Source organism: Paraburkholderia sediminicola (genome assembly GCF_046030555.1).
Lineage (GTDB): Bacteria > Pseudomonadota > Gammaproteobacteria > Burkholderiales > Burkholderiaceae > Paraburkholderia > Paraburkholderia sediminicola_E.
In genome coordinates this window covers 71,487-92,009 of record NZ_JAQQCH010000014.1, presented here as the reverse complement: position 1 = coordinate 92,009, position 20,523 = coordinate 71,487, and the positions used below count along the sequence as shown (strand labels likewise).

The 20,523-nt window shown below is 57.9% G+C and carries 20 protein-coding genes; 8 read left to right on the top strand and 12 right to left on the bottom strand.

The features are described 5' to 3' along the window. Window positions 1-397 precede the first annotated feature (397 nt). The 4 genes from PQQ52_RS20535 to PQQ52_RS20520 are packed head-to-tail and all read left to right on the top strand — an operon-like array spanning window position 398 to window position 6,861. Window positions 398-3,253 (top strand): type VI secretion system Vgr family protein, encoded by a 2,856-nt coding sequence (locus PQQ52_RS20535; RefSeq protein ID WP_408215106.1) that lies wholly within the window; start codon window positions 398-400, stop codon window positions 3,251-3,253. A gap of 3 nt (window positions 3,254-3,256) precedes the next feature. Next, a complete protein-coding gene (locus PQQ52_RS20530; RefSeq protein WP_408215103.1) occupies window positions 3,257-5,242 on the top strand; it encodes a phospholipase D-like domain-containing protein in 1,986 nt (661 codons plus the stop codon). Between the two features lie 2 nt (window positions 5,243-5,244). Beyond that, entirely contained in the window at window positions 5,245-6,552 is a 1,308-nt protein-coding gene (locus tag PQQ52_RS20525) for an SEL1-like repeat protein (RefSeq protein WP_408215101.1), read from the top strand. Between the two features lie 21 nt (window positions 6,553-6,573). Then, window positions 6,574-6,861 carry a PAAR domain-containing protein gene (locus PQQ52_RS20520; protein WP_408215100.1) on the top strand — a complete coding sequence of 96 codons (288 nt, stop codon included), beginning with the start codon at window positions 6,574-6,576 and terminating at the stop codon, window positions 6,859-6,861. 111 nt (window positions 6,862-6,972) lie between these two features. Here the strand turns inward: PQQ52_RS20520 and PQQ52_RS20515 are convergent, their stop codons facing one another. From PQQ52_RS20515 to PQQ52_RS20500, 4 genes are all read right to left on the bottom strand, one after another. Next, window positions 6,973-7,239 (bottom strand): hypothetical protein, encoded by a 267-nt coding sequence (locus tag PQQ52_RS20515; RefSeq protein WP_408215098.1) that lies wholly within the window; start codon window positions 7,237-7,239, stop codon window positions 6,973-6,975. A gap of 188 nt (window positions 7,240-7,427) precedes the next feature. Further along, a complete protein-coding gene (locus PQQ52_RS20510; protein WP_408215096.1) occupies window positions 7,428-8,180 on the bottom strand; it encodes a hypothetical protein in 753 nt (250 codons plus the stop codon). A 2-nt stretch (window positions 8,181-8,182) separates the two neighbouring features. Then, window positions 8,183-9,616: a hypothetical protein gene (locus PQQ52_RS20505; protein ID WP_408215095.1), complete on the bottom strand. Its 1,434-nt coding sequence runs from the start codon at window positions 9,614-9,616 to the stop codon at window positions 8,183-8,185. A 2-nt stretch (window positions 9,617-9,618) separates the two neighbouring features. Continuing rightward, entirely contained in the window at window positions 9,619-12,300 is a 2,682-nt protein-coding gene (locus PQQ52_RS20500) for a type VI secretion system Vgr family protein (RefSeq protein WP_408215092.1), read from the bottom strand. 681 nt (window positions 12,301-12,981) lie between these two features. Here PQQ52_RS20500 and tnpA point away from each other — a divergent pair. From tnpA to tnpC, 3 genes are read left to right on the top strand one after another with little or no spacing between them, the layout of a single operon-like run. Next, on the top strand, window positions 12,982-13,395 hold the full coding sequence (gene tnpA, locus PQQ52_RS20495; RefSeq protein WP_408215089.1) for an IS66-like element accessory protein TnpA: 414 nt from the start codon (window positions 12,982-12,984) through the stop codon (window positions 13,393-13,395). Continuing rightward, window positions 13,392-13,739, top strand: a complete 348-nt coding sequence (gene tnpB, locus PQQ52_RS20490) for an IS66 family insertion sequence element accessory protein TnpB (protein ID WP_408215087.1) — start codon at window positions 13,392-13,394, stop codon at window positions 13,737-13,739. Before tnpA ends, tnpB begins: the two co-directional genes overlap by 4 nt. Before the next feature lie 30 nt (window positions 13,740-13,769). Then, the gene (gene tnpC / locus PQQ52_RS20485; protein ID WP_408215084.1) at window positions 13,770-15,320 is read left to right on the top strand and encodes an IS66 family transposase; all 1,551 of its coding nucleotides are present in this window, start codon (window positions 13,770-13,772) and stop codon (window positions 15,318-15,320) included. Between the two features lie 110 nt (window positions 15,321-15,430). Here the strand turns inward: tnpC and PQQ52_RS20480 are convergent, their stop codons facing one another. Further along, entirely contained in the window at window positions 15,431-15,601 is a 171-nt protein-coding gene (locus PQQ52_RS20480; protein ID WP_408215082.1) for a hypothetical protein, read from the bottom strand. A gap of 416 nt (window positions 15,602-16,017) precedes the next feature. On the opposite strand from PQQ52_RS20480, the gene PQQ52_RS20475 reads away from it, so the two are divergent. Next, entirely contained in the window at window positions 16,018-16,476 is a 459-nt protein-coding gene (locus PQQ52_RS20475; RefSeq protein ID WP_408215079.1) for an HAD domain-containing protein, read from the top strand. Window positions 16,477-16,689: 213 nt separating this feature from the next. Here PQQ52_RS20475 and PQQ52_RS20470 read toward each other — a convergent pair whose 3' ends face one another. The 7 genes from PQQ52_RS20470 to PQQ52_RS20440 all read right to left on the bottom strand — a co-directional run bounded on the left by PQQ52_RS20470 (window position 16,690) and on the right by PQQ52_RS20440 (window position 20,514). After that, on the bottom strand, window positions 16,690-17,160 hold the full coding sequence (locus PQQ52_RS20470; RefSeq protein ID WP_408215076.1) for a 3'-5' exonuclease family protein: 471 nt from the start codon (window positions 17,158-17,160) through the stop codon (window positions 16,690-16,692). Window positions 17,161-17,985: 825 nt separating this feature from the next. After that, entirely contained in the window at window positions 17,986-18,207 is a 222-nt protein-coding gene (locus PQQ52_RS20465) for a hypothetical protein (protein ID WP_408215074.1), read from the bottom strand. Next, on the bottom strand, window positions 18,204-18,440 hold the full coding sequence (locus PQQ52_RS20460; RefSeq protein ID WP_408215071.1) for a hypothetical protein: 237 nt from the start codon (window positions 18,438-18,440) through the stop codon (window positions 18,204-18,206). Before PQQ52_RS20460 ends, PQQ52_RS20465 begins: the two co-directional genes overlap by 4 nt. Beyond that, window positions 18,437-18,694, bottom strand: a complete 258-nt coding sequence (locus PQQ52_RS20455; protein ID WP_408215070.1) for a hypothetical protein — start codon at window positions 18,692-18,694, stop codon at window positions 18,437-18,439. The genes PQQ52_RS20460 and PQQ52_RS20455 overlap by 4 nt, the downstream gene beginning before the upstream one ends. Before the next feature lie 18 nt (window positions 18,695-18,712). Then, a complete protein-coding gene (locus tag PQQ52_RS20450) occupies window positions 18,713-18,853 on the bottom strand; it encodes a hypothetical protein (RefSeq protein ID WP_408215067.1) in 141 nt (46 codons plus the stop codon). A gap of 168 nt (window positions 18,854-19,021) precedes the next feature. Further along, window positions 19,022-19,816 (bottom strand): metallophosphoesterase, encoded by a 795-nt coding sequence (locus PQQ52_RS20445; RefSeq protein ID WP_408215065.1) that lies wholly within the window; start codon window positions 19,814-19,816, stop codon window positions 19,022-19,024. Between the two features lie 80 nt (window positions 19,817-19,896). Then, window positions 19,897-20,514, bottom strand: a complete 618-nt coding sequence (locus tag PQQ52_RS20440; RefSeq protein WP_408215062.1) for a hypothetical protein — start codon at window positions 20,512-20,514, stop codon at window positions 19,897-19,899. Window positions 20,515-20,523: the final 9 nt, after the last annotated feature.

Sequence of the window (20,523 nt, the reverse complement as noted above, 5' to 3'; positions counted from 1 at the left end):
GTCAATCCAAGCCAATCGCAGCGCGACTGGTATCGTATGCAGAAGGAGAGCTAGCTTGACCGCCTTTGTCAGATGGCAATCAAAGCCGGACCGAACTCTTACCAAGCGGCTTTCTACGCGACCGACCCGCTGCGGGCCGTTTCTCGTGATTCTGCGGACAAAATCGTGTTATCTCGTTCACGCCAGTTCAAACCCGGCATCGCAATCCATGTGGTACACGGAAAAACTGTCGATAAGATCGCTTAATAGAATTTACCGATATGCCGTACGCATATTCGGATCGTGGGAATAAATACCGTTTTACACTGGTTGATACTGGCTAGCTGGCTGATTAGTCTGAAGTTTTGTAGAATCGCGCTGAGCGCGATGGCTCGGTCAGCTAACAAGAAGAGGCGGTATGGGAGCGCAGGACATAATCGGGGTAATAACTGGCGCACTCGTCCAGAGTGGCCGCCTCCTGAAGCTGGACAGCCCACTCGGCGATAATATTCTGCTGCCGCAGCGCATTGTCGGTTATTCACGGATTGGCCGCCACTACGAATTCACTGTCGATCTCGTTTCCACTTCAGGGACGATAGAACTCAAAACGCTGATTGCCCAGCCAGTCACTTTATGGATCCAACAGACTGACAAGTCGTATCTGCCTCATCATGGCTACGTCCACACGGCGCGACGTCTCGGATCGGAAAGCGGACTGACGAGCTACCAGATTGGCTTTGCGTCGTGGATGCATTTCCTGCGCTTTCGCAAAGACGCGCGGATCTGGCAAGACAAGTCTGCGGACCAGATTCTGACCGATGTCTTCACCATGCATCCCCAGGCGCAAGGGGCATTTCGTTTTGCTCTGAGCAAGCCGCTACCTTCGCATTCGTTCTGCATGCAACACGAGAACGACTGGAATTTCACCCACCGGTTGATGGAAAGCGAGGGCCTGTTCGGATACCTCGAACAGGCTAGCGATGGCAAATCGCATACGCTCGTCGTCACCGACAACCTCGACTCATTTCAACCGCTCTCTCCGCAAACCGTTCAGTTCTATCGGGCGGGCACCAACAGCGAAACCGATGCGCTCGTGCAGTGGTCTGGCACACGAACGCTGCAAAGCACGACGCTCACGACACGCACCTTCGATTACAAGGTGCCGAGCTCGCCGGACAATCCGAAAGGCACCAGCGTGCCAACCCTCACGACCCAAGGGAATCTACCGCAGCAAGCAGAGGTCTACGAATACACCGGCGCCTATACCTACGGCGAACAGGACCGCGGCGATCACCTGTCGAAGGTCAGAATGGAAGAGTGGGAGTCGCGGGCAAAGCGTTTCTTCGGTGCAGGCGGCGTGCGAAGCGCGGATGCCGGTCATTGGTTCCAACTGGACAATCACCCCGAGCACGGAACGGACAGCACCCAGAACCGGCAGTTCGCCATCATTGAGACCGCCTGGTTCGTTGAGAACAACCTGCCGGTATCCACTCAGGCCGCTGACTTCCCGCATAGTCTGAAGAGCGAACTGGCGGCAGCGAAATCGAACCATGCCCACCATGACGGATTGAAGGTCGCCCATAGCGACGGCAGCGAGGGTTTCTTCCTTGTCGAAATCGAGGCGCAGCGCAAGGTCGTGCCGTATCGCAGCCCGCTTGAACATCACAAGCCGTCGATGCACCTACAGTCGGCGATCGTGGTTGGACCGGGCAGCGAAGAAGTCTATACAGACTCGTTGAACCGCATCAAGGTGCATTTCCATTGGGACCGGCTCAATGAGGGCGACGAAAAGGCGTCGTGCTGGGTGCGGGTCGCGATGTCCGATACAGGCGGCGGATACGGCGGTGTGCATATCCCGAGAGTCGGCGAAGAGGTTTTGATCGATTGGGCAGGCGGTGATTGCGATAAGCCGCTGGTAACGGGCTGCATCTATAACGGTGCGACGCAACCGCACTGGCATTCCAATGGTCTGCTTTCGGGCTACAAGTCCAAGGAGTATCAGGGAAGCGGCTACAACCAGATGGTGATGGATGATGCGACAGGCCAGAACCGTGTTCAGCTTTATAGCAGCAGCACGAATGCGCATCTGCATCTGGGATATCTCGTCGACCAAAGCGGCAACACGAGAGGCAGCTATCTCGGCAGCGGGTTCGATCTGAAGTCGGACGCATACGGCGCGCTTCGAGCCGATCGAGGGCTGTACGTTTCAACCCACCCCGCCACGAGTCAGCCGCTCGACGCACGCGCAGCCAGCGATCAACTGGCCAACTCGGAAGGCGTGATGGATGCTCTCTCTCAGGCTAGCGAGAGCGCCCAAGCGGAAAGTCTGAAGAGCGGCCACGAGGCGCTGAAGACCTTCACCGATGCGACCCAAAATAGCACCACGGGGGTGTCGGCAAGCGGCGGTAATACGGCAGGTGGCGGTACAGGCAACGCGAACACGTTCAAGCAGCCAGTAATGTTGATCGCGGCCCCGGCGGGCATCGCGCTGTCAACGCAGAAGTCGGCTCACGTTGCGGCTGACCAGCATGTCAATCTGGTCAGTGGGGGGAGCACGCACGTTGCGACGGGCAAGTCGCTAGTTGCTAGCGTGACGGAGAAGCTCAGCCTGTTTGCGCAAAATGCGGGCATGAAGCTCTTTGCGGCGAAAGGGAAGGTCGAAGTTCAGGCGCACGCTGACAATATTGAGATGACCACGCAGAAGACGTTGAAGCTACTCTCTGCGACCGACGCGATTCAGGCCGCGGCAAAACAGGAGATTCTTATAACATCGAGTGGCGCTTATATTCGCATCAAGGACGGCAACATCGAAATCCACGCGCCAGGGAAGATCGATATCAAGGGTGCGCAACACTCGTTTAACGGTCCGACGCGGATGGATGTCAACAGCCCAGCGTTCAAGGATATGCCCACGCAGCGATTGATGGTCAACACCATTGCGTCGCCATCCGCAACGAGCGTCATTCCTGAAGGCATGCCGTACAAGCTTTTTGCGGACGGCGCGCTGGTGAAGCAAGGGGTCATTGACAGCACCGGCCAGCTTCCCATTGATCATCACGTCACCACACAGCAATACAAACTTGAACTGGCGAACGGTGTGACTCATGAGATCCCGGTGCCTGCTGACTATCGGGGCGATGCGGTCAATGGAGCGCTGGCGAACCAAGGGTTCCAGTTTCACGAAGGCATGCCGGGGAGCGAATATTCCTCGGTAGACCGCGCCGCACACCGGCAGGCATACAACGATCTGCTCAACCCCTCTTCGGACGCATAGGGCATGGCCACACCGAATTCGACCATCACCACACCGATCGCCTTGAACAGCACGAAGAGCGCGACGGCAACTCTGCCGTGGTTCGTGCAGCGGACCGAATACAATCCAGCGGCCTGTACGTTTAGACCCCTGGTGAATGGAGAAGAGGCATTCGGCGCGGTATATGACGCCATCGTCATCGCAAAACATTCCGTCGATATCATCTGCTGGGGCTTTCAGCCGTCGATGCTTTTCAAGCGTAACGGCAACGGTGTACCGATTGGTCAACTCCTCGTGCAGAAGGGAGAGGAAGGAGTCAGGGTGAGACTGCTCTGCTGGCAGGATGACATCCACCTGGCGGAGTGGAGCGAAAACAACATGCCGGGTAACAATGCGGCGACCGCAGTGAAGCCCTATCTCGGTAAATCGGTCTATGCTCACATGTCGATGCTGTCACCCGACTACCAAAATAACACCGAACGGGAATTCGATACCGAGTGGTACAGGCGTGCCAACCTGACCAATGTAACTTCGAGTCTACCCACACCCGGGGCATTGGCCGATGCGGTGGTGCGGCGGATTGATCGGAAAGAGGCATTCAAGAATTTTGAATTCGCCACACGAGATTTCAACCCGGCAAATCGAATAGAAATAGCGTGGCGTACGTTTTGGCACGGTGAGGACTCGGCGCGAGATACACGAACCGCTGCACAAAACAGTGCTTCAATGGGTGCGCTCGAACCCACTCACCATCAGAAAATGGTGTTGGTCGATTATGAGTATTCCGACCTCGCGCTTGGCTTCGTCATGGGTCATAACATGCTGGATCAATATTGGGACACTGACGCGCACAGCTTCGCTCGGATGCATCCCCGCTTTGGGCGCAATGGTCCGTCTCCGTGGCAGGATATCTCGAGTCGGGTCACAGGCCCCGTGCTGCAATATCTCAACGACAACTTCTGTCAGGCATGGGACGATGCGACGGGCCAAAGTCTGGGCAAATCGCGCAAGCGCGCTGCCACGCAGTTGAGCGCGTATCGAAACACGGCAGGCGACACACCTTTGATGGCGCAGGTGTTACGTACGCAATCACAGGCGGGAAGTCGTGATATCGAAAAGATGTACCTGCAGGCTGTGAACAATGTCACAAAGCACATTTTTATCGAAAACCAGTATTTCAGATGGCCGCCGCTTGCAGAAAAGATCAAGCAGGCGGTCAAACAGCAAGCCAGTTGGGGGCGTGATCTCGCCAAGAACCCCATCTATCTTTTCGTCGTCACCAATTCCACCGACGCGGCAGTCGGTACTGGCACAGTCAACACTTACCGGATGCTTCACGCACTCGGCCGCGACGACACGATCCCTGAAATGACCCGTCTGGAGCGAGCCGATAGCCTGGAGAGCGAGCAAAAGGACGTGGAAGCGCAACTGGAACGGGAGCAGCAAGCTGAAAAGAAAGTAGAAACCACCGGATTTGATTTTTCATCCGCTGCTGGAGCGATGCAATATCTTCAGCAGAACCGGATGAATCAGCAGGACCTTTGGCAAAAACTGGCTGACATTAAACAGCAACGCCGCGACGCGGCCGACCACAGTAAGCAAATCGTCCCTACGGAGATCACGGGACTTAAGGTTCATGTGTGCACCTTAGTCGCACCCGATTCGTTGCCGGGCAATTGGCTCCCGGTATACGTGCACGCAAAGCTAATGACCGTCGACGATGCGTTCATGACGCTGGGTTCGGCGAACATTAATACGCGTAGCATGGAGGCCGATAGCGAGTTGAACATCTGCCACGATAATGGAAAGGTCTCCGCGGATTTGCGCCGGCGATTGTGGAGTCTTCACACTGCGGGTCGCGGCGCGGACGATAACCCCGAAACAGCTTTCGGCGGGTGGCGCGACATCATTACAAACAATACGGAATTGCAAAGTGCAGGCAAAAAGGCACCGTATGCGTCCCTCGTTGGTTTTATGCGAACCTCCAACGTTCGCAGTTACTCGGACTGACCATGCCCATAAAATGTTTGATTGCTGCACTGTTTTTTAGCCTGTTTGGCTGTACGCATAAGGACGATCCCTTGACTTCTTTGCCCGATATGAGCGCGGTGCGCGCCAATCTTGCGTTTACCTGCACGCATGAGGCTGACCATCTGCCGGCTCTGGATCCGCAGGCAGACGTTCTGTTCCAATTCGCGCGCTTCCTGCAGAGCGCTGATGGTCCGAAGAACTTTAACGATATCGTCCGTTACTACAGGATTGCGGCAGCCCATGGTCATTACAAAGCCAACCACAATGCGCAACTCTTGATTTCGCAAGGCCTGGCCGATTCGCCTGATGCCCCAAACGAAACCATATCTCTTGCTACGCAACTGGTTGAACAGGGCATACCCGGCGGCTACTACGATATTGGCCACTACCTCGAAATCGGCTACGGCTTGAAACAAGATCCCGAGGCATCGCTACGCTACTTCCGTAAAGCGGCAGACCTGGGGAACCCCGAGGCGCAAGGGTACGTGGGCGACCTTTTGTCGCCGCATGACAAGGCTCCGGATATAGCTCGACAGATGCGTCAATGTGCAGTCGATCAGGGCTATGGCGCAACTGCGGGTCCGCTGGGCGTCAACCTTAAGAATGATGACCTCCAGTCTGATGCCGTGAAGGTATTCCAGAAAGGTGTAGAGAGCGGCGATGCGCAGTCAGCATCGTTTTTGGGGAACGGATTCAAAGGGCCGCCGCCATCAGACCGGCTGTATTTTGTCGGCTTGCCAAACGACCCCGAACGTACACGCCGCTACGAGCAAATTGGCAAGTTCATCAACGATAACGACGGCCGGAATCCCAAGGTCCCAGACATCGACAAGATCGTGCCTCTGCCACCAGCGAAACTGCCACCATGGGATGGCACATTCCAGTGGGAAAAAGAGCGGGCGGCCGCCGTACCGCCCCAGAAGCCGTCAGATGAACTCATCGACAAGCTGAGCAAGGAGAAGAATCTTGATCCGGCTACGGGCCTGCCGTTGGCCGGGTCCTCGAACAAGACATCGCAGAACGAACAGCCGGCAAGTGTCGTGGCCAGGGTGCCACTTGGTACTGTCGCGCACTCAGGTGAGCAGTGTCCAGAAGACGGCGTATGGTGCGCGAAACTCGAAGCAGGTCAGATTGGCGACGCACAGAGGCGCTTCCTGAAGGGAGACACGCTACCCTCGCTAATCTTGCATGAGCCGCGAAAGGTTGCATTGCTGGACCGCTGGATCGGGGTCCGGCAGCATACCGCGAAGGTTGAATGGCAATTGATCGCCTACAGCGACCAGGCCTAACAGGCAAAGAACAGGTCCATCATGAAGCGATTTCTGATTCTGAACGGCGACAAGACGACTTCAAACGGAACTGTCGTCGCCCGATCAACCACGCTCGGATTGCAGGAGCGGCAAATTGCACACGAGGGCGACGACGTTTCTTGCCCCGCCTGCCACTCGACCGGGAAGATCCAGTGCGATGGGCCGCGTCTACCGATGACCGGACCTGATGGTCGACGGGCAGCACTGAGCGATGACCTGTGCATCTGTCAGTGCACTCCGCCGCCGAAACTGGTCGCCTCTCAGAGTTCGACTTCTATCGAAGTCTGACTCTGTAGGCTCGTAGATCGTCTTTAACCTTCGCATTGCACGAATGCGTGGCAAAAACCTCAGTCCCATCAGATGCAGGGCGCATCACCGTTCATAAAATGCCCCGTTCCTCTAATCGGCCACCAGCACAGGCTTGCGATGTTCCTTTTCCAGATTTCTAGGCAAACTCACCATCACGAGATAGAGCCGGACAAGCAGGCCAACAAGGCAGAGTGACATTGGCATACCTAATACCGCCAAGACGAACAACAAACCGTTCGTCCCGAAGTTTGACGACAGTACTCGACTCAGTATCAGGTAGAACGGCGCAATACCGAACACAACATAGGAATAGATTTTCGGAAACGGAGAGCGCTCGTTATGGAATTGCTCGAACAACGCCGTTCCGTCTTGGGTCCGATAACTAAAGTCGGAGGCGTTCTCTTCGAAGGCCCGTGTGACGAAGGGGTTTTCGTGATCGTGTGCGTCACCGCCAGCCTCGATATCACTATCCAGTACAGCGTCAATCCAATCCCACCCAGTAGCCCTGGCCGCCGCATGTACTGTGGACTCGCCCCGCTCGAAACCTATCCAATCAGAACGACGGGTTTGCCCTGCGAACGCTCAAGCGTCAATGGCAGATGAATCATAACCAGGTATTGCCTTACCAGCAGTCCGGCGACCCAAAGTGAGACAGGAAACATGATGACGGCTCCCAGGAACAAAGCACCGTGTGATCCGAAGTATGGAGAGAGAATGCGGCCCAACACCAGCGAAAATGGCGCGACAAGCATGACAAGCCACATATGTAGCTTGCCCGAAGGACTTCTTGCCTTGATGAACGCCTCAAGCTTCGCCATATTTGCGAGTTTGTAGTGAAGTGCGTCGCCCACGTCTTCAAACGACTGTCCGACGAACTTCGAAGTTGCGAGTGCCTGGCGCACATCCCGTCCGGTCAACGTCATCCAGTACGCAGTCAACGCCAAACCGCCCCCAACACCTATCACATGAAAGATCATGGGCATCGGCGCGAACAGGAAATAGAAATAGTAGAAAGTCACCCCAAACGTGAAATAGACCGACCCGGTAGCGAAGATACCGGCGAGACCCGCCGAGCGCAGGCGAGATGCTCCCTTATCAGCAAGACCGAACACAACCGGAAATACGATGCAAGCAACAAGCATCACCACCGCCAGTTGGCCAGGCATGGACGATGTTTTGAAAACGCGGTCGTAGAAAAAAAAGGCGATTGCTGCACAGAAGACGTTCAACACGATCGAGATTGGAACAGACCGGACGATTAGCTTCCAGACTTCACTACGCGTTTTGGGCGACGTCATATTCAGGGCACAAACATCATAGGATAGCCATCGTAGTCTTTCGGGTAGTGTTCTTCAAGGTAATTCGCCGCGCTTCTCAGGGCTCCCGCCAGCCGCTTCGTTATGTGAAATTCGTTATCAGCCATGTTGACGAAATACCCGATGACAATCGTCACTCCGACAGTCGCGGCGGCGATGGCCCACACTGGTGCCGTCGCGATCGCACCCGTAACAAGCAATGCCGTGGTGGCAAGTCCAACTACGGCGGTGGCTACTGCAGCCGTTAGGCCAGCCGCGATGAGATCGACGCCGATTTTGGTGAAGAGGTCGAAGAAGTCCTTTGTTGGGCGTCCATCCGGGCCCCTCTGCTCGTAGTCGTGATACCACTCTGCCGTATCTAGCACGATAGTGAAAACGAGCGCCAAACCCCCCGCCTTTTTGAACGCGCCTTTCGTTGCTTCCCAAGAAGCTGCAGTCGCTGACTCGAGCGTACCGGTGCCTGCCGTGATCGCAAGAATTTTGGAGCTTTTCGCACCGTATCGCGTCCCCGTAATCACTTTCCTTAGAGCGCTGTTGCCCTTGAATGCGACGTAGGTCTTCACGCCGGCTTTCGGATGGGTCATCGTGATCAGCCTGAAACTTCGGTTCCAGAGGTCCCGCAACTCGCCAAAGTTATCCTTCGCGAACGCTGTACCACCGGCTAACTGGCCGATCAACCAGTTGCGCGTGGCCACCTTGTTTGTATCGATTGCAGTATCTTCGCCCCCGCTGCCCAATGCATGCCAGACCTCAGCGGGCGCCGTGGACAGCTCCACCTCGAATACATGAACGACCGTCTCCTCTTCCGCGTGGCCTTGCGCGGCGGCTGGCGGGTTCGCGCTCGCCTGAGTTGGAGAACTGGGCGGAGCTAGCTTCAGGGGTAACAGTGGATTCCACCATGTACCGTCAACGCCAGCCGGGTTCGCGCTACTACAGATAAGCGGGGCACTCTGGCCGAACATGCTCCCGGCCGTCTGCGATGTCGCAAACGGAGTAGAGGCGGTGTGTCCCGCAGCAGCGCTCGGATGGGACCCCAGTGTCAGAATAATCGGCGCAGGCTTTGCCTTCGGATCCGAACTGCCCTCGACAAGGTTCAGGCCAGCCATCGAATAACGCTGCAGGACAACGCCGTTTAGTTTGAGCAGTAGGTGACCCTTGAAATCCCTGCTAATCCAGATGTGATAACGCTGGCCGTCCTGGAACTGTCCCTGCTTGACGCGCTTTTTCTTGGCCACGTCGTAAATCCAGTCCTCGGTTGCTTCGACGGTATAGGTTGCGCCCTTTTTCACCTGAATATCGAAGATCACGTCGCGGTGCTTGCGGAGCAGAACGGTGATATCAGTCTCGGCCCAGCATTCGACCGGTTCACCCGGTAAATCGATGCACACGGTATGTTGGATCAGGGGACGGTCGCCCATTGTTATTCTCCGCTTCGCTTGACTTGGTCTGCCACGAACTTGCCGAAGTCGATGCCCTTCAGTTCGCCTTTGCCCTCACCATCGAGAACGACGTTATGCAGCGCGCCATCCTCCGACGCGAGCTTGATCGGTTCACCTTCTGGCACTTTGCCCTCCGCGTCCATGTAGCGGATTCGCATGTCGGCTTTCTTGCCTTCCGCGTTGTAGGTTCGATCAAGGCTCGTTGGGCCGGCAAAGGAGTGTTGGCTGCCTTTGATGTCGATCTTTCCCGGTGCATGAATCTCGATGTTGCCGCCAGAAATGCGCACGTACGCGCCACCCGACGTGAGAAGAATTTCCTGCTTGGCAGCCGCATCGATTTTCTCGGTCGCGGAGAGCAACTTCAGTGTCTTCTGGGCGGTGATCTCAAGGTTATCGCCTTGCGCCTGGATTTCGACTTTTCCTTTCGCCGCGAAAAGCTTCATGCCCGCGTTCTGTACGAACAGACTGATCTTTTCCCCGACGCTTGCCAGCAGTGATTTGCCCGTCGCGATGTGCGTGCTCTGGCCGCTGACCAGGTTTATGTGCTCCGTTGCCGCCATATGAACCGACTTCTGCGTCGACATAGCGATTCCCGATGGCGTCGCGAACAGGATGATCGGTTCCTTGAATGCGTTCGCACTGCCGGTACCGCCGCCCGCAGTGTTGCCGCCGTCGCTTGCGGCGCCCACGACGCTGTTTTGCGTAGCGTCCGTGAAGGACTTCAATGAGCTGTAGCCGTCTTTCAGGCTTTCTGCCTGATGGGTTTCGCTCGCCTGGCTCAGCGACTCGATCACGCTTTCCGAATTGACCAGTTGGTTGCTCGCGTCGCGCACATCCAGAGGCTGACTCGCTGCGCCAGTTGTCGGATGCGTCGACACATACATGCCTTGTGCCGCCCGGACCGCGCCGTATGCGTCCGACGTCAGATCGAAGCCGCTGCCCAGATACCCTCCGCGCGAGTTGCCAGTTTGCGCGATCAGATAGCCGAGATGAAGCTGCGAGTTCGCGCTGCTGCTGTACATCTGCACGCGGTTCTGGCCGGTGGCATCGTCCATCACCATCTGGTTGTAGCCGCGGCCCTGATATTCCTTCGACTTGTAGCCTGAGAGAATCCCGTTCGAATGCCAGTCGGGAGTCTTCGCACCGTTATAGACGCGGCCTGTAACGAGCGGCTTGTCGCAGTCGCCATCGAGAAACGACACTATGACCTCTTCACCGATACGCGGCACGTGTACGCCCCCGTGACCACCACCGGCATGCGATTGCGCGACGCGCATCCAGCACGACGCGTTTTCATCGCCGGGGTTCAGCCGGTCCCAGTGCATCTGCACCTTGATGCGGTTCAGCGAATCCGTGAAGACTTCCTCGTTCGCCGGGCCCACCACCGTCGCCGTCTGCATGTGCATCTCGGGCTTGTGGTGCTCGAGCGGACTGCGGAACGGGATGGCTTTGCGTTGCGCTTCGACCGTCGCCATGAAGAACCCTTCGCTGCCGTCGCTGCCTTTAACGACGAGTGTCTGGTCCGCTCCATGTTGAGCACGGGCCGCGGCGATCGTCTGGTTCAAGCCATGCGGGAAGTCTGTCGTGCCACCCGAGACCGGCAGGTTGTTCTCGATGACCCATTCGACGTCGATCACCGCAAACTGCCGGTCCTGCTGACTGCCAGTGTCGTGCTCCGGGTGGTTTTGCAGCTCGAACCAGCGGCCTGCATCGATGCGACGCACCGCGCCTACGCCGTGGAAACGCTTCGCTCGCGATTCCCATTCCTCCATCCTCACCTTCGAGAGGTGGTCGCCGCGGCCCTGCTGTCCGTACGTGTAGGCGCCCGTGTACTCGTACACCTCGGCCTGCTGAGGCAGGTTGCCCTGGGTCGTCAGCGTCGGGACCGTCGTGCCCTTGGGATTCGCAGACGATGATGGCGACTTGTAGTCGAACGTACGGGTAGTGAGCGTAGTGCTCTGCAGCGTGCGCGTGCCGCTCCACTGCACGAAAGCGTCAGTTTCGCTGTTGGTGCCCGAGCGGTAGAAATCCACCGTTTGCGGCGACAGGGGTGGCAGACAGCCGATATCGTCGGTTACGACCAGGGTATGCGATTTACCATCGGCGGCCTGTTCGAAGTAGCCGAACAGGCCTTCCGTTTCCATCAGCCGCTGACAGAAATTCCAGTCGTCCTCGTATTGCACGCAGAACGAACGCTGCGGCAAAGGATTACGCAATGCAAAACGGAATGCACCTTGCGCCTGGGGATGCATATTGAATACATCGGTGAGAATTTGGTCGACGGCCTTAACCTGCCAGATACGCGCATCTTTTCTGAAACGCAGAAAATGCATCCAGGAGACGAAGCCGATCTGATAACTAGTAATGGCGCTGTCGGACCCTAAACGGCGGGCGGTGTGGACATAACCGTGATGCGGGGCGTACGACTGGTCAGTTTGCTGAACCCAAAGCGTGACAGACTGAGCGATCAGGGTCTTGAGTTCGATATTGTCGTTCGTTGAAACAGCATCCAGCGTGAACTCGTAATCACGGCCGAGGCGTGAACGGCCTGCGAGCCTTTGGGGCAAAAGGACGTTAGCGCCCAGTGGCGTGTCGAGTTTCAGCAGCCGGTCGCTTTGCAACAACCCGTCTTTTATCGCCGCGATAATGTCCTGCGCACCCATACCGCCTCTCTTTCTGCAAATTGCGCCCCCGCGCTATCGCGCGATAATACAAAAGATCAGACGTTTACAGCAATCGTATATTCAAAAATAAATGTTAAATCGGAATTTATTCCCAAGTCCGGCTGGACGATCTCATATCGGTATTTATGACGTGGATCGCCTCGCATTTTCCCCGATTTATAAGTCTCCGGCAAAGCAGTCCACGGCGGCATCATCACCGTCGCCGAAGATCGCAAGCTCCGCATCCAGCGGAATCTGCCTTTTCTCTGGTGCGATGACCAGGCACTGCATGCACCAGTGCGGCAGCGCCAGGGGAATCCTACCTATTGCCGGATCAGGCCGGTCTTCTCCGCGATCGCTTTGGGCTCGTACCCGGCCCGTGCTTTGTACCGCGTGTTCTTGGCGTGCCGCTGTCGCCAAGCCTGCCAAAAGCGCGTTGATATGACAAACCGCGCCGACATGTCAGCGGAATGTGGATTGAGAAATACGCTAAACGCATAACTTGGTTTGTGACGCCCGCGCATTAACCGCCATCCGCCTCATTCAAGATTGATATACATATCTGCGCGCAGTTGGCGATGGGGAGTAAGCGGCTCGTCTGGGCCGTTATGGACAGCGGATTGAGGGTTTGGGTAATTTGGTGTCCACCAAATTATTGCGGACACCAAAGTGGACAATACATTGAAGGCGCGCGCAGCCGGTGGCGCATATAAGCGACCGAATTTCCCTACGGAGTTCAAACGGCGCCTGGTAGAGCAGTCGTTTGAGCCGGGTGCCTCGGTGGCGTTGATTGCGCGTGCCAACGAGGTCAATGCGAATTTGCTGTTCAAATGGCGACGGCAGTATCTGCAAGGTGCCTACGGCATCCCGTCGCTTCCCGACCCCACGATATCCGATCTTGCCCGGGAGAGTGCGCCGCTGTTGCCGGTGAGCATTGTCGCCGACACGACCGGATCGACCCCGGCGATGGTAGACGACGCGGGCGCCGTGGTTGAAAACGTGTGCGAGGTGGTGTTCAGCAATGCGTGTCTGCGGATCCGCGGTGAGGTCTCGCCGCAGACACTGCGGCTGTTGATCCGCGAGCTGTCGCGATGATCGGCCTGCCGGCGGGTACACGTATCTGGATCGCCGCAGGGGTGACCGACATGCGCTGCGGCTTTCAGGGCCTGGCCGCCAAGGTACAGGCGGCGCTTCAGGAGAATCCGCTGGGTGGTCACGTGTTCATCTTCCGCGGCCGTCGCGGCGACCTGATCAAAATTCTCTGGGCTACCAGCGACGGGCTGTGGCTGCTCGCCAAGCGACTCGAGCGCGGCCGCTTCATCTGGCCGCAAGCCGATAGCGGCAAGATCCATCTGACGCACGCACAGCTTTCGATGCTGCTCGAAGGTATCGACTGGAGGCAGCCACGGCGGACAGCTGAGCCATTGTCGATGTTGTAAACCGCGCGACACCTGCGTAAACTGCGTGGCATGTCTGATGCCAGCGACCTTCCTGACGACATCGATGCACTCAAGGCCCTGCTGCTCGAGGCACGGGCGTCCCTGGCCGAGCGTGATCTGGAAATCGAACGGCTCCAGGCGCAGATCGACAAACTCAAGCGCATGCAGTTCGGCCGCAAGTCCGAGCAACTGGACCGTGAAATTGCGCGACTCGAGACTCAGCTGGAAGATCTGACCGGCAACCGTGGCGTGGCCGAGACGCGCGAAGCGCAGGCCGGCAGCAGCAAGGCGAGCGCGAACCGTGCTTCGCGCGAGGCGCTGCCGGAACACCTGCCGCGCGAGGAGCATGTGCTGGAGCCGGAGCCGACCTGCCCCGAGTGCGGCGGCCAGATGCAACCACTGGGCGAGGATGCCTCCGAACAGCTTGGCCGCATCGCGGCAGCGTTCAAGGTCATCCGCACCATCCGGCGCAAGAAGGTCTGCGCGTGCTGCCGCCGCATCGTGCAGCCGCCAGCGCCGAGCCTGCCGATCGAGCGTGGTATCGCACACCCGAGCCTGCTTGCCGACATTCTGGTGGCCAAATACGCCGATCACCAGCCGCTGTACCGGCAGTCGGTGATTGCGGCACGCGCCAGGGTCACGCTGGACCCGGCGAGCATGGGTCGGTGGGTTGGCATGTGCGAGGCCCTGGTCGATCCGCTGGTGGAGGCGTTGCGCCGCTATGTGATGGCCAGCACGAAGCTGCACGCGGACGACACGCCGATCCCCGTGCTCGCGCCGGGCAACAGGAGGACCCGAACCGGACGGCTGTGGGTCTATGTGCGCGACGACAGCCGGGCAGGCTCGAAGGAGCCTCCTGGCGCATGGTTTGCCTATTCGCCTAACCGGCGCGGGGAGCATCCGCAGCGCCATCTGAGCGGCTTCAGCGGCATCCTGCAGGCGGATGCTTACGCCGGGTTCGACGAGCTGTTCAAGGACGGTTCGATTCGCGAAGCGGCATGCCATGCGCACGCGCGGCGCAAACTCTATGACATTCACGTGCGCACGCCGTCGCAGACAACCACCGAAGCGCTCAGATACATCGGCGAGCTCTACGATATCGAAGCCGGCATCCGCGGCAAGCTGCCAGCCGAGCGACTGCGTGAGCGGCAGGGGAAGGCCAGACCTCTGCTGGAGAGCTACGGCATGTGGCTCAGGGCGAAGCTCAAAACGTTGTCGGCGAAGTCGGAGACGGCCAGGGCGATCAACTACTCGCTCAACCAGTGGGATGCGCTGATGCTGTATTGCGAGGACGGTACGGTGGAGATAGACAACAACATCGCCGAAAATGCGCTGCGTTGTGTGGCCCTGGGTCGAAAGAACTTCCTCTTTGCCGGCTCCGACAGCGGCGGCGAGCGGGCGGCGGCGATGTACTCGCTGATCGCGTCGTGCAAACTCAATGGCATCGACCCGCGCGCTTACCTGTGCCACGTGCTGACCTGTATTGCCGATCATCCAATCAACCGCGTCGACGAATTGCTGCCCTGGCGCATTGCCGCACACCTGCAGAACGCATCCCAACCTGCTACTCCGACTGGTTGAACGGCAGCGGTGGACAGCATCCCTCGGTTACCCGGTATGGCTCACGTGCACTGAGCCGGGCAGCCGACCGCACCTGGGAAAGCGGCCCGTTACCCGGTAACGTTGATGGGCTACCGGGTAACCTGGAAGTAGACATCCCATTCTGCCGAGTCCGGATCGAGCCTGCGCACGATAGTCGCATCCGCCCGCACAACCAGCCGCTCCAGCATCTCACGCTTCGTTGCCGAGTAGTGAAGCGCCAGCCGTGCAAGCGCGAGATCAGCCTCAGTGCTCACCCACATGTCAAGCCGCCGCTCCCCGTTGCCATCGTCTCCAGCCGTTGCCCGCCTTGCCCGGTAGGCGGCCTGTCGCTCTGCTGTTGTTTGTGCCATCCGTTTCCCCTCATCATTGTTACCCGGTAACGATATATCCGAACTCGTTACCGGGTAACGTAAAATGCCCAAAGGAGATAGCATGTCCCACTTCACATCGCGTCGTCCAGGAAAATCCGAACGGTCCACGCGAGGCGCTTACGATGGGGACACCCAGATCACTTGTTCAAGACGCGACCGCGAATACCCTGCGGCAAAGGAGGATGTACTATCTCCTTGACTGGCTGAATGCCGTTGAAGAGCGGGGACGTGGCATATGGCTAATCTTTTGAATGCAAGGATGCACATACCTTGGAAGCTTCTTGTTACTCGCTTGCCGGTACCGAATGAAGACTATTTTTCTGGACATAGATGGTGTATTGCATCCATCTACCGTCGGCGAGCTCGAATACGGCCCACACGGTCCCAAGGTGGTAGGGGCCGGCGTTTGTGCGCTTGAGGCAAAGCTGGCGGAAATCGTCACTGGAAAAACGATCGATATCGCGATCCATAGCACATGGATCTATATGTTCGACGCGCGAAAACTTCAAGACGAATACTTGCCCCGGCTAGCCGCAGTAGCGCACATCCAGCTGACAAACAGGCGCATTGAAAGCCGCGCGCTCAGAGTTCTCGACTACATACGACGCAGACGTCTTTCACCCTCAGACTATCTGATCTTAGACGACGCGCCAAAAGAATTCTCGTCTGCCCCAGCGCTGCTGCCGCGGCTCATCGCTTGCGACCCAGCACGTGGCCTGGATGACCCGCTGGTGATCAGGAATATCGAGGATTTCCTACGCTAGAGCCTCGAGTTTCTCTGAGCCGAACCGCTCACATCTTGTGGATGATCGTCGTCAGGTCTGGGCTAGGGCTGTTAGTACGATCCGGAGCCGCTGCGTTGGTGAATGCGCGCCGTGCACAGTTGTCGGTCCATTTTTCCATGAGACGCCTGTCGTCGAAGCCCAGCTGCCGACTGACCACGCGGTTTCATTTTAGGCGAACGCGCGCCGGCTCATTTACGGCGTGTCTGGCGCGGGGTCGCTGTCTATCATCGCATGGCGGTTTGCGCGCGCATCCACCAGCGCATGGTGCCGGCCGCGATGCTCGCGGTAGTAATCCTCCTGGCGTCCCGGATCGAGTAGCTGGCCCACGTGGTGCGCCTGCCATCCTGCAGGCGGCCCATCGAGCAGATCGCACAGCAATTCCCAGTCACCGCCGTAATCGAAGCACAGCACGCGTTCGGGCTCGTCCGCGAACTGGTCAAGCCACGCGACGAGCGCCGCGCGTAGCGCCTCGCGCGTAAATACGCGGTCAGGATACTGGCCGAGCTGGGACAGTACCGCCGCACGCACGAATTCATTGCAGCTCGCGCGATCGTAATCCGATCGCTCGCCATAGAACTCGCGGCCGTCGTCGGCCACCAGTGCGATGCTCACGAGGTCACAGTCGATGAAGTCGGTAAATTCCGTGTCCACGAAAAGCCGCATGCGTTACCCCGCTGAAGACTGGTTGGATCCGTCGCCGTGCGCCAGTCGGATTGAAGCGTAGGGCGCTAGAGTACGTGCGACTGAGGCCACAATTATGCGATAGGGCGACCGCCGCAGCGACGATGATCCGTTCTGGCGCGAGCCACGCAGAAAGCCATCCGTCGTCGTGCTTCAACAGAATCGCGACGAATCGCTCGAAGGTCCGCGATTGGCCTCATCCACCTGACTCATTCTCGCGCACCTGGACTATCAATGCATCTCTCAGCTTGGAGCACCGAATTCATCGATTTCATTGGCTGACATTGTCGGCGGACCACTGCCAGGTAGTCGACGTCGACGGGCTTCAATATCAGACTGTTGACTGCGATCTCCTCGCTTTCAACGTAGGAAAGATGGAATTCGGTCATATCAACTGGCCTCCCACATATCGCACAGGATTCAATCGGGCCAATTCCAGGACGTCGAATTGGTACTCCTTCGTCGCGCATAACCACATCTCGCCGGGCGTCGACGCAGGCACGTGAGCAATAGCATTCAAGCCCATAGCTATCCCGGATTTCGACTGACGGTATTCCTTCATCGAAGTGCGTCCGCTCCCATTCCCGCGAGATGTTGAACACGGGACTGCCGAACATACGATTGCAGGTAAAGCACTGATATTCGTCGGCGCCTAATGACTCCATGATTACCTCGCCAATGTTCGTTGCCGTGTCCAACGGAGATGGTCGATCAGGTGCGCTGCTCGTCACTTGACGCTGACGAACTCTATTGTCGGGGTGAAGTCGACCATCAAGAGACATTCATTCCAACGTCGACAAGCATCTTTCACCCGTGCGGAAATCGGCCCTGCAGCCAGTCGGACCAGTCCCACTCATAAGCGCATTCGCCCCTGCCGTCGATCATGGGACAGGCAGATCCACGCAGCGCCGCGCGAAACGCGTCCTGCCACGGCGCAGGAATATCACCCAGACACACGTAGTACGGGCGGCCCTTGTGCTCATGCACGGGGACGGCTTGCAGCAGCGCGAGGCGTTCAGCGTCTGTCATGCAGTCCGATCCAGTTGGTTAAGCCGTGCGTGAAAGGCAATCTTATGACCGCTGGCGGGCGCGACGTCGCCTTCGCGCCAGTCGGGCATGCTGACGTGTCCATGCCGAGCACCGGCCGCAAACATTCGCTCGGCTAGCTCGCACGGGTCGGCGCTCTCGATGGTCAGCCCGTCGTCGAACGTGCCGACGAGCAGCCCGCGTGCGGAATCAAACTGGACGTGGGCGGCTTTCACGGCTTGTCGGTATCGCACGCGAGCGCCCAACGGTCCGGCGGCACATTTGTATCCAGGCCAAGCTGTTTTGCCGTCTCAATCGGCAATCGTACTACTACGTCAGCTCCGCCTTGTTCCCGCGTGCGTAATTCCATGGTCACGCCTTCCAACTGAAGATAAACCACGCCTGGATCAAACACTTCTGCGTAGAGGTGCCAGGACGGCTTGTCTGCTTCGTCCGAGTGGTGATGCGCGAGGGTCGCTTTGGTGCTCATGTTGTGCCATCCCTACAATCAGATTTCGTCGTTGCTCGGCCATGCAGCATCGGTCGGGTTGTCGTAACGCCGGACCGTGCCGTGTAGTTGCTCCAGCGGAGTGGCTGGCTTCCCCGGAACGCCGGACGCGGGGCCCACTCCCGCGGAGGGGGTGATCATCCGTCCGACTCTGCGACCGTTGATCCAATGCACCGGAAAGTGCGCGCCAGTCGTCATATCAACATACCAACGCAATACTGATCAGCTCGCTGCCTATGAAATCGGTGAACTCAGTATCGACAAAAATTCGCATCGCCGTGATGTTCGTGTTGGCTGATGGACCGAGGCTCATACTTCGATCAGGAGGGCAGGATTGAAGCCTGGGTTCAGATGCCGGGGTGAATAGCCGCGCGGGTTGCAGATTACACGTGTACCACACTCATTGGAATCGTCATCGGCCGGAACGATGTAATCGAAGCTTGTATGCATGTGACCGTGAATCCACAAGCAGACTGCGGGTCCCATAAGACGTTCCAGATCGGACGCGTAAGCTGGTGTCAACGAATCTCCCTCATACTGCGCCTCGACAGACCCCGAAGATGGCGCGTGATGTGTGACGACCACGGTCTTGCCGTCAAATGGCTCATTCAATGTATTGGCAAGCCACGCGCGCGACAACTCATGTCGCCGCACCGTATCTGCCGGGTACAGCTTCCGATACGACGGCGTCGCGCGAATCAGCCGGAAGTCCTGCATTGCGCTTTGCGCATCCCGCATGCAGATCGCGGGGGTGATAGCGCTGGCGTATAGCCTGAAATCCGTCCATAGCGTGCATCCGAGAAAGCGAACGTCGCCCAGGACTAGGCTGTCGTTCTCCAAGACATGAATATTGGTACCGTGCGCACGCTCGCGAAGCTTGCCCAGGGTGGAGTCAAAGTGGCCTGCGTAAAATTCGTGATTTCCGGCCACCAGAAAGACTGGCTTCGCTGGATCGTTAACGAATGACTGAGCCCACTCGACGCTTCGATCCTTCGTATGGATATCGCCGGCAAGTACAACTGCATCCGCCTGCGCGATGACCTCAGCGTCGGCCGCGAGTGGCTCAAATTCATTGTGCAGATCGGACAGGACAAGCAGCTTCATGGCTTCACGATCCGGGGGTTGGTTGCTGAGCTGACTGGCCGGTGCCAATTCAGGGCGTTTTATTGCGGCAGGTCACAGGGTCATGACGACCATTCTGTACCTTGATCTCCATCAGCGTCGCGCGGCAAGCCGCGCTCCAATTGATGAAGCCGATGCTCCACCGCGCGCACAAGGTCGACGAACTCGGGTCGATTCTCGGTCCTGTCGAGGTGCGGGAAGCTCAAGTAACCCTGTCTCACGCCCGCGGCAAGCAGTTCCGCCAAGTCCTCCGGATCCCGCACCTCGAAGGATTGACCGGTCGCCGGGATTTTCGCGCTCAGGCACCCGAGACCACCTTCGTAGAACAGATGGGCTACGAACGGCGCGACAGGTCGGTGGGAAGTGATTGCCGGTTGATCGTAATCGGACGAGACATCCGTCGAACTCGTGCCAGTTTGCGCGCAGGTGACGGCCCACAGATAGTTGGCCGCCGTGTCGACGCCGCTGTCCCCGACCAGTTCGTAGATCCTCCCGGACCCGGTCACGCCTCGACGCGCCTTCGGGTCAAATTTCACGATACAGGTAGTTGCCCGTCCGCTCATGGTTTCCATATTGTGCCCAATGAAATAGCGGAAGCCCTCGTCCGTCTCCATGACTTGCCAGCGGGACAGAAAGACAATAGGTTGCAGCTCAACAGACGGAGATTTCCAGATTCCCATATACGCTCC

Excerpts from the sequence above, each read along its gene's own strand:
- PQQ52_RS20535 (WP_408215106.1), top strand. The coding sequence starts at position 398 with ATGGGAGCGCAGGACATAATCGGGGTAATAACTGGCGCACTCGTCCAG.
- PQQ52_RS20530 (WP_408215103.1), top strand. The coding sequence starts at position 3,257 with ATGGCCACACCGAATTCGACCATCACCACACCGATCGCCTTGAACAGC.
- PQQ52_RS20525 (WP_408215101.1), top strand. The coding sequence starts at position 5,245 with ATGCCCATAAAATGTTTGATTGCTGCACTGTTTTTTAGCCTGTTTGGC.
- PQQ52_RS20520 (WP_408215100.1), top strand. The coding sequence starts at position 6,574 with ATGAAGCGATTTCTGATTCTGAACGGCGACAAGACGACTTCAAACGGA.
- PQQ52_RS20510 (WP_408215096.1), bottom strand. The coding sequence starts at position 8,180 with ATGACGTCGCCCAAAACGCGTAGTGAAGTCTGGAAGCTAATCGTCCGG.
- PQQ52_RS20505 (WP_408215095.1), bottom strand. The coding sequence starts at position 9,616 with ATGGGCGACCGTCCCCTGATCCAACATACCGTGTGCATCGATTTACCG.
- PQQ52_RS20500 (WP_408215092.1), bottom strand. The coding sequence starts at position 12,300 with ATGGGTGCGCAGGACATTATCGCGGCGATAAAAGACGGGTTGTTGCAA.
- tnpB (WP_408215087.1), top strand. The coding sequence starts at position 13,392 with ATGATCGGCCTGCCGGCGGGTACACGTATCTGGATCGCCGCAGGGGTG.
- tnpC (WP_408215084.1), top strand. The coding sequence starts at position 13,770 with ATGTCTGATGCCAGCGACCTTCCTGACGACATCGATGCACTCAAGGCC.
- PQQ52_RS20480 (WP_408215082.1), bottom strand. The coding sequence starts at position 15,601 with ATGTGGGTGAGCACTGAGGCTGATCTCGCGCTTGCACGGCTGGCGCTT.
- PQQ52_RS20475 (WP_408215079.1), top strand. The coding sequence starts at position 16,018 with ATGAAGACTATTTTTCTGGACATAGATGGTGTATTGCATCCATCTACC.
- PQQ52_RS20470 (WP_408215076.1), bottom strand. The coding sequence starts at position 17,160 with ATGCGGCTTTTCGTGGACACGGAATTTACCGACTTCATCGACTGTGAC.
- PQQ52_RS20465 (WP_408215074.1), bottom strand. The coding sequence starts at position 18,207 with ATGACAGACGCTGAACGCCTCGCGCTGCTGCAAGCCGTCCCCGTGCAT.
- PQQ52_RS20455 (WP_408215070.1), bottom strand. The coding sequence starts at position 18,694 with ATGAGCACCAAAGCGACCCTCGCGCATCACCACTCGGACGAAGCAGAC.
- PQQ52_RS20450 (WP_408215067.1), bottom strand. The coding sequence starts at position 18,853 with ATGATCACCCCCTCCGCGGGAGTGGGCCCCGCGTCCGGCGTTCCGGGG.
- PQQ52_RS20445 (WP_408215065.1), bottom strand. The coding sequence starts at position 19,816 with ATGAAGCTGCTTGTCCTGTCCGATCTGCACAATGAATTTGAGCCACTC.
- PQQ52_RS20440 (WP_408215062.1), bottom strand. The coding sequence starts at position 20,514 with ATGGGAATCTGGAAATCTCCGTCTGTTGAGCTGCAACCTATTGTCTTT.